Origin of the sequence: Methylibium sp. T29 (genome assembly GCF_000576205.1) — a bacterium.
GTDB classification, from domain to species: domain Bacteria; phylum Pseudomonadota; class Gammaproteobacteria; order Burkholderiales; family Burkholderiaceae_C; genus Methylibium; species Methylibium petroleiphilum.
In genome coordinates this window covers 1-7067 of record NZ_AZND01000176.1, presented here as the reverse complement: position 1 = coordinate 7067, position 7067 = coordinate 1, and the positions used below count along the sequence as shown (strand labels likewise).

General features: G+C 59.4%; 6 protein-coding genes and 1 pseudogene. 3 read left to right on the top strand and 4 right to left on the bottom strand.

Translation table 11 applies throughout. The features are described from left to right. The 3 genes from x551_RS16420 to x551_RS23650 form a co-directional block, all read left to right on the top strand. On the top strand, positions 1 to 648 hold a 648-nt coding region (locus x551_RS16420; RefSeq protein WP_036249582.1), incomplete at its 5' end, for a phage Gp37/Gp68 family protein. 106 nt (positions 649 to 754) lie between these two features. Further along, entirely contained in the window at positions 755 to 2035 is a 1281-nt protein-coding gene (locus x551_RS16415; RefSeq protein WP_036229519.1) for a three-Cys-motif partner protein TcmP, read from the top strand. 216 nt (positions 2036 to 2251) lie between these two features. Next, positions 2252 to 3181: a restriction endonuclease gene (locus x551_RS23650; protein ID WP_161728058.1), complete on the top strand. Its 930-nt coding sequence runs from the start codon at positions 2252 to 2254 to the stop codon at positions 3179 to 3181. 515 nt (positions 3182 to 3696) lie between these two features. On the opposite strand, the gene x551_RS24570 is transcribed toward x551_RS23650, so the two are convergent. The 4 genes and pseudogenes from x551_RS24570 to x551_RS25890 all read right to left on the bottom strand — a co-directional run. Next, positions 3697 to 4218, bottom strand: a complete 522-nt coding sequence (locus x551_RS24570; RefSeq protein ID WP_081771382.1) for an ATP-binding protein — start codon at positions 4216 to 4218, stop codon at positions 3697 to 3699. Beyond that, a complete protein-coding gene (locus x551_RS23645; RefSeq protein ID WP_051495520.1) occupies positions 4215 to 4637 on the bottom strand; it encodes an ASCH domain-containing protein in 423 nt (140 codons plus the stop codon). The genes x551_RS24570 and x551_RS23645 overlap by 4 nt, the downstream gene beginning before the upstream one ends. A gap of 4 nt (positions 4638 to 4641) precedes the next feature. After that, positions 4642 to 6138 (bottom strand): GNAT family N-acetyltransferase, encoded by a 1497-nt coding sequence (locus tag x551_RS16395; RefSeq protein WP_216701339.1) that lies wholly within the window; start codon positions 6136 to 6138, stop codon positions 4642 to 4644. A gap of 342 nt (positions 6139 to 6480) precedes the next feature. Next, positions 6481 to 7067: pseudogene (locus tag x551_RS25890) on the bottom strand (hypothetical protein); the annotation flags it as partial.

Genomic DNA, 7067 nt, shown 5'->3' with positions numbered 1-7067 from the left:
CGGCGGCTCAAGGCTATGGGCACTCCTGGCTATGAGAACGGGTTTGAGCTGACGTTGCTGCCAGAGCGACTTAACGATCCGCTGAAACGCAAGAAGCCGACGGTGTACTTCGTCAACTCGATGTCGGACCTATTCCACGACCGAGTACCGGACGCATACGTCGAGCAGGTCTTCGCCGTCATCGAGCAGACGCCTCATCACACGTACCAGATCCTCACGAAGCGTGCCGCCCGCATGGCGCGCTTCTTCCGCACGCGCAAGGTTCCCGATAACGCCTGGCTGGGTGTCTCGGTGGAGGACAAGAAGTACGGCGTGCCGCGGATCGATCATCTGCGCACAGTGCCAGCTCGGATCCGGTTCCTCTCGGTGGAGCCCTTGCTGTCGGACGTGGGCGAGCTGAGTCTCAAGGACATCCATTGGGTCATTGTCGGCGGCGAGTCTGGCCCAAAGGCCAGGCCTATGAAGATGGAATGGGTCGAGTCTGTGCGCGAGCAATGCCAGGAGCAGGAGGTCGCCTTCTTCTTCAAGCAATGGGGCGGCTGGGGCGCCGACGGAAAGCGTCGGGCGAAGGCCGCGAACGGCCGCGAGCTCAACGGACGCACGTGGGACGAGATGCCCGACGCCGCACTGGGGCAGTTGGGCGCCTGATCGGCAGCGTACTACTGTCGGTGGCGCGCCACATTCTCCTTGATGCCCAGTTGGCGGGCGTGCACATTCGCAGTCTGGGGGAACCAGAGCGCAGCAGCGCCAAGCGATGCCACATTACGACTGGGTTTGGGGGAGCATGCCCCCGCTTCTGAAGCGCCATAGTGAGGTCAAACATGCGCTGCTTCGCAACTACCTAATCAAGTACTTTCTGACCTTGTTCTCGCGACTGCAGCGGGAACAGATCCGGATGACCGTGGCTGACGGCTTCTGCGGTGGAGGCCTCTACATCAATGAGGACGGCCGGGAGACGCCCGGTTCGCCGCTGGTCATCCTCGAAGCCATCGAGGAGGCGAAGTACCTGGTCATGACTCGCCAGGACCGTCGCAAGCCCATCGACATTGACGTCGAGCTGATTTGTATCGACGAGTGCCCATCGGCACTGGAGTTTCTGCGCAACCTCCTGGTTCAGCGCAACTACGGCCAGGCACTAGCTTCCGAGCGGATCCGGCTGATCCGCGGGCAGTTCGCTGACTACAGCGACGCCGTCATCAAGCGCTGCGAGGCACGCAGTACCAGGTCAGGCCGTGCGCTATTCGTCCTCGACCAATACGGGTACTCGGCTGTGCCCATGCATTGCCTGAGCGACATCTTCAGCAGACTTGCCAAAGCCGAGGTCATCTTGACCTTCTACGTGGATGCGCTGATCAAGTTCCTCGACGTGAAGAACCTGAACCAGTTCAAGACTGCCACCGGCATCCGCAGCGGGATGACTGCGGCGGAGATCGACGACCTCAAGAAGTCGCCGTGGTGGCGGGTGGCGCTGCAGGCCACGCTGTATGAGGACGTGACGCGGGCGTCCGCGGCGAAGTTCCACACGCCGTTCTTCATCCGGCCCGAGCAGGGCTTCGGTGATTTTTGGCTGCTGCACCTCTCGCAGCACTGGAAAGCTAGGGATGTGATGGCGTCCACTCATTGGGAGCATCACAACCACTTCGCGCACTACGGCGGCGCCGGCTTCAACATGTTCAGCACCGGCTACATCGGCAAGCTCGACGACACCGGCAAGCTGCAAACCGGGTTTGACTTCTCTGAAGTGGCCGCCACGGTCAGCGAAGACGCCATGCTGGCGCAAATTCCCAGGCTCCTCAGCGAGGTGCCCGATGGCATCAGCTTCGAGCAGTTCTTCTTGCGGCTGATCAACACCACGCCAGCGACGCGCCACATGGTCGAGACGGCGCTGCTTAAGCTGAGCTCGCATCAGCAGGTTCAAGTGCTGGGCGATGACGGTGTTCCGTCCAGCGCGCGCATGCATCTCAAGCCGGAGCATGTTTTGCGTCGACCGCCGCAGGGAGCGTTCAGCTTTTCCTTCCGCGATGGCGGACCGTGAATCTGACGGAGACAGGCTCAATCGTCGGAGGCTGCTCCGCAGCGGCTTATCCACCTGATCAGAAAGCTAGCGATGTCCGGGCTTCACTGTCCTCTTTGCAAAGCCTCGCGCCATTGGCAACTAGGGGCATTCCTACTGCCTTGGACCGTAGTGGAATGCGATGCCTGTGGCCAAGAATCCTCAGCGGGCTCGTGGGAAGACGAGCATGAGCGCCCTTTGGACGACTCGCTTGAGCCGAATGATGATCATCGTCGGCGCCCCATCAAAGTCTTCGTGTCACACACGCATATCGATCATGACACGCCCTTGCTGAAACGTCTTGAGGACGACTTGATGTTCACAGCGAAGGTGAATGTTTGGTTCGCCAACCAGGATCTTGACGCAAGATATGACATCCAGAGCTTCATGGCAGGAGAGCTTGCTTCCTCAGATTACTTTCTGTTTGTTGTGTCCAAGAACACTTCAACTTCTGACTGGATGCGCCGCGAGATTGAACTGGCAAAGATGGTGCAGTTCAAGCAGCAAAGGCTCCGCGTGATTCCAGTGCTGGTAGACAAGAATTCTTCATGGCGACAACCCGCCAACGCGATCGACTTCACAGGCGACTATCGGATAGCCTACCGAGCGTTGTGCGATACGATGGGGCTTGGATTCAAAGAACCAATAGGCCTGTTCGATCTAGGTCCTCTCGATAGTCCGTCGAGCGTCATTCAGGTTTGCAAGTTCTTCGATCAGCGGATGCTTGAAGCTTTGCACAACTCGCCGGACCTCTTCCAGAAGCTCTCACATCGGGACTTCGAGAAGTTGATCGCCGAGATTTTCGATGGCCTGGGATACGAAGTCGAACTGACGAAGAGAACCCGCGACGGCGGCCGAGATGTCATCGCTATTCGTCGGGCTGAGGTCAATCTGAGATACTTGATCGAATGCAAGCACCCAGACAAGCGCAAGACGATTGGTGTGAGACCGGTCCGGGAGCTGTTGGGGGTCAAGGCGGACAACCGTGCGAGTAAGGCGATCCTGGCCACCACCGCTTACTTCTCTCAGGAAGCCCAGCTCTTCTTTGAGCGGAATCGCTGGGAACTTGAGGGCCGAGATCGCGAGGGCGTCCTTGATTGGATTGCCCAGTGTTACAAGCGCGGTTGAGAGTCGCTCCATCTCACCGTGGTCCGTGTGGCGCGCCATCCGATGGGCCGGTAGCAGACATGCCCTGCCTTAGTCCGGACGACTTCCTGACTTCAAGCGAAGTGGCGCTATAAGCGCCACGGATGGCGGCTGTTTCGAGGACAACGCTTCGTAGTAAACCTGATCCGAAGCGCCGTTCCTGACCCACTACAGCTGCCAGCCGGTCAAGAGCCGTCGGCATCCAAATCGGCCGCTCCCAAGGCCCATGGTCATTCTCATCGCCCCACTCAGACGCCTGCACAGTCGCGTCTTAGCGAACGTCAATAGCCGCGGGCTCACATCGTTCACGTTCAGCTTGTGTCAGCTGCTATAGGCAGCGCCTCGGGCGCCAAGATGATCTGCCAGCACTAGATAAGGCGCCTCTTCGCGCTACTGCGTGTTCAGGATGACACTCCCATCTTCGGTCTCGATTTTCACCTCAGCATTGGGGACGACCGGTCGCCTGAAATCGGCAGTTTGGCACCTCACGATGAGCATCATACGACGACGCCCACCGCCCTTGAGAACTCAGCATCATCGGGCGACTCGAGCACACTGAGCGGCAATTTCAGCTCGGCGCACACCAGTTCTGCCTGCGAACGCTCCTTCGTCATAAATTCGGCTAGCCATGCAGGGCCTCGGTGCAATGCATCGCGCCCACTTACCCGCCCCGCCACGACTTCCGGAGCCGCTTCAATCAACACGACGGACTTGAGGTTGAGCGCCTCAAATACCTTAGTGTCGAGCGGCTTGAACTCTCCCTCCTGCCCGAGCAAGACGAAATGGCCATCGAGGAGAAGTGCCATACCGGCTTCGTTGTGTCGTGCGACTGCTTGGGCCAGCGCGAGTTGGTTCGCGTCTACCTCGGCCACACGCTTGTCAACGTTCCAATCTGGCAGCGCGCGCTCCTTCTTGATCAGCGTGCTCGCCGACGTATGCATCAATCCACTATGCGCTGGCAGACGCTTTGCCAGGTAGGTCTTACCCACGCCATGGATACCGGCAACGAAGATGTTCACAAGTTAATGCCTCCTGGAAACATGGCTGACTTCACACGCTGGTAGTCCGAGGGGCTCAAGTACAGGAAGCCCTGTGGGGGAGTGAAGTTCGGGAACAGCTCTTTGGGATCAACCTGCACTTCCGCGACCTCTACGCGGCCCAGCATGACGCCGTAGGCGAGCGCCTTCTTGCCGATGTATTCTTTCAACTCGTCTTCCGTGACTCCACCGCCATGAGCCTGTGCAACATCCCACAGCGCGTCCGGCGTGCACTCGCGGATCTCCGTGATCAGCGCGATTCCGGTGAGGCGCTGTATGGGGGCGGACGAGTAGATGACCATCACGCCCACGTCGTTGGACGGCCAGCTGCGCCTAAGCTCTACGGTCTTTGTGCCCGAGAGAATCAAGTCCGCGTATTTCGGCTTGATTGACAGCAGCACAGCTCTACCGGTCGGCTGCTGCGAGGATTCTTGAAAAAGACTCATCGGTAATGTGAGTGATGGATTGGATCGGGCCGCTAACGACACGCAGCGGCCTCTGCAGTTGTTTATAGGTGACCGGGTTGTCGAAGTGCTCGATGAGCCTAAACAGCATGACCTTGGTGGCCCCCCGCCTATTCTGGCGGGTCATCTCCGCGATCTGAGCATCTGAATACACAGTGCGCCGGCTCACAAGGCGAGCGATCTGGTCCGCCTGCCCCATCGACTCGTAGCATTCGATGACGCCCAGCGTCGTGATTGCCTTCTGATCATGGCTTCGGTAAAAGAGCACCACGTCACCCGGCCGGGGCTTCTTGCTCCCTGCGTTGGATAGGTAGGCGAGCTTGATGGCGTTGCTGACGTGGCGCAGCGGGTGGCCGACCGGCAGGGCTTGGCCAGCGACCAGCCAATCCGGGAACAAGATGCTGTGGAACTCGGGCAGGATCGGGACGATAAACTTCTCGACATCGACGCCGCCGATATAGTGCGGGTAGTAGCGCCTGACGTATTCGCGCGCGTCAAGCCGAACAGCTGGCGGCCGCACAGGATGGTCCTTGACGAAGACCGCGTCGCCCTTGTACTGGCCGCGCTCCCAAAAGCCAAAATCCTCAATCAGACTGGTCAGGTGGTCCTGCTGCCGGGAGTTTGCGTGCAGGAAAATGTGTTCGCACTGATGCTGCGTTGCGTACCGGAAGGCGGCGCGCAAGAATAGCTCGCCAATTTTCCGGCCACGTACCGCCTCCCCGACTTTGAACGTGCACAGCTTGAGTGCCGGTCCAGGCAGGATTTGACCGTCATCGGAGATCTTCTCGTCTGTCTGCACGGCGAAGATGCAGATGGCGTGGATCTCGCCTTGGCCAGGCTCGCGATACACCCAGGCCCGACGCCCTTCCATGGCGATCCGCCGAAACCAAGCGTTGAAGCCAGCGTAGTCGCTCCGAATGCTGGTGAAGAAATTGCTATGGAGCTGCGGCGTTAGCGTGTGAAGCTCAACCTCCTCAATGTTTGGCAATGTGATCGATGCTGGCTCATGCAAACGCTTGAGCCAGTCGTCGGCCGCCTGAATGTAATAAACCTGGTTGCTCAGACCATGTGCCCGCGCCTTCTTGTGCAGCCCCTGATCCTCAGTGACAAGCGCGTGGGTTGCGTTCTGCTTGAGGGCCCAGAGGATGCGGTTGTCGCATGCGTCGTTCGCCGACAAGCCTGGCGTATCGTTCCACTCGCAGTGAGATCCCTCGGGCAACAACGTGTATTGCGGCAGCCGAGCAAGCGTACGGGCACGCCGGTCAGCGTCAGGGTCGCGATTGATGTCATCGACCGACGCCGGGTGGTACAGCAGCTGGTGTCCGTGGGCGTTGCACAGCCGCATGAAATCGGCAAGGCTGGGACGCAGCACTGCCATCGAATCTTGCAACGGGATCAAAATGTTCGTATCGAGCAGGAAGCGCAGACGAATCGGCAAACGGATCTCCTCCTGGCGCGGCTTCTCCTAGCACCCGATCCAAATGCCGCTTATTGGCGGGTTCGGCGCCATGCGCTCTCGAACGAGACTCTTCCGAACATGGGCGGCACAATCGTAGTGCAACTCCGTACTTCGCGCGATCGATGAATTGGCTTGCATTCCAGTCAAGAGGGCGTCTTGGATCATCGCCCGCTCCGTCACGAGCAACTTAGTAGTCGCGACGCGCAGCACGCCGGTGCTTGAGCGGTGCTCTTAGCGGGAGGCAGCAGCGGCTTCTCACACCTCTCAGGAAACATGGTGAAAGCTAGGGAACATGCCCAGGAATCTCTTGCCCAGGCCTATCTATGAGGTAAGCACTTTTCGCAGTGGCTGATTGATCGCAGCGAAGGCGTCAATCACAGCATCGAAAACGAAGTCAAGCGCGCGACCGTACCCCTGGTTCAGGCTGGCGGTGTCGAAACCCATGGCCTGTAGCGTCTGCAACGCTTCGCCAACGGCATCATGCGCCTCGGCGACCCGGAGATCGTTGTTCAAGAAGAGCGCGGCCAAGCGCTCGTTCCTGCGATTCCAGTCCTCACGGGCATCCTCCGAAGAAAACGCTTCGATGGACTCCTGCTGAGCGTCGAGACTCTCGACGATATTGAGGAGCGCCTGCAGCAGCTTGCCGCTCGCCAGGTCCTTGACGTCCTTCGCCGGGCAACCGGCACTACGCAGCATGGATCGAAGAATCCCGTTTGGGACGCGCTGCCACAGCTCGTGCAGGCTCTTGCACCTGGACAAGAATGCGGCCTGCGTCATGTCCAACGGTGCGACGCGCGCCAAACGGCTCAGCTGCGTATATCGATGCCAGCCATTAGCCTCCACCTCAGCCCTGGACAGACCAACAAGGGATTCGGCATCGCTCTGGATGCCCAGCGAGGTTGCAAGGC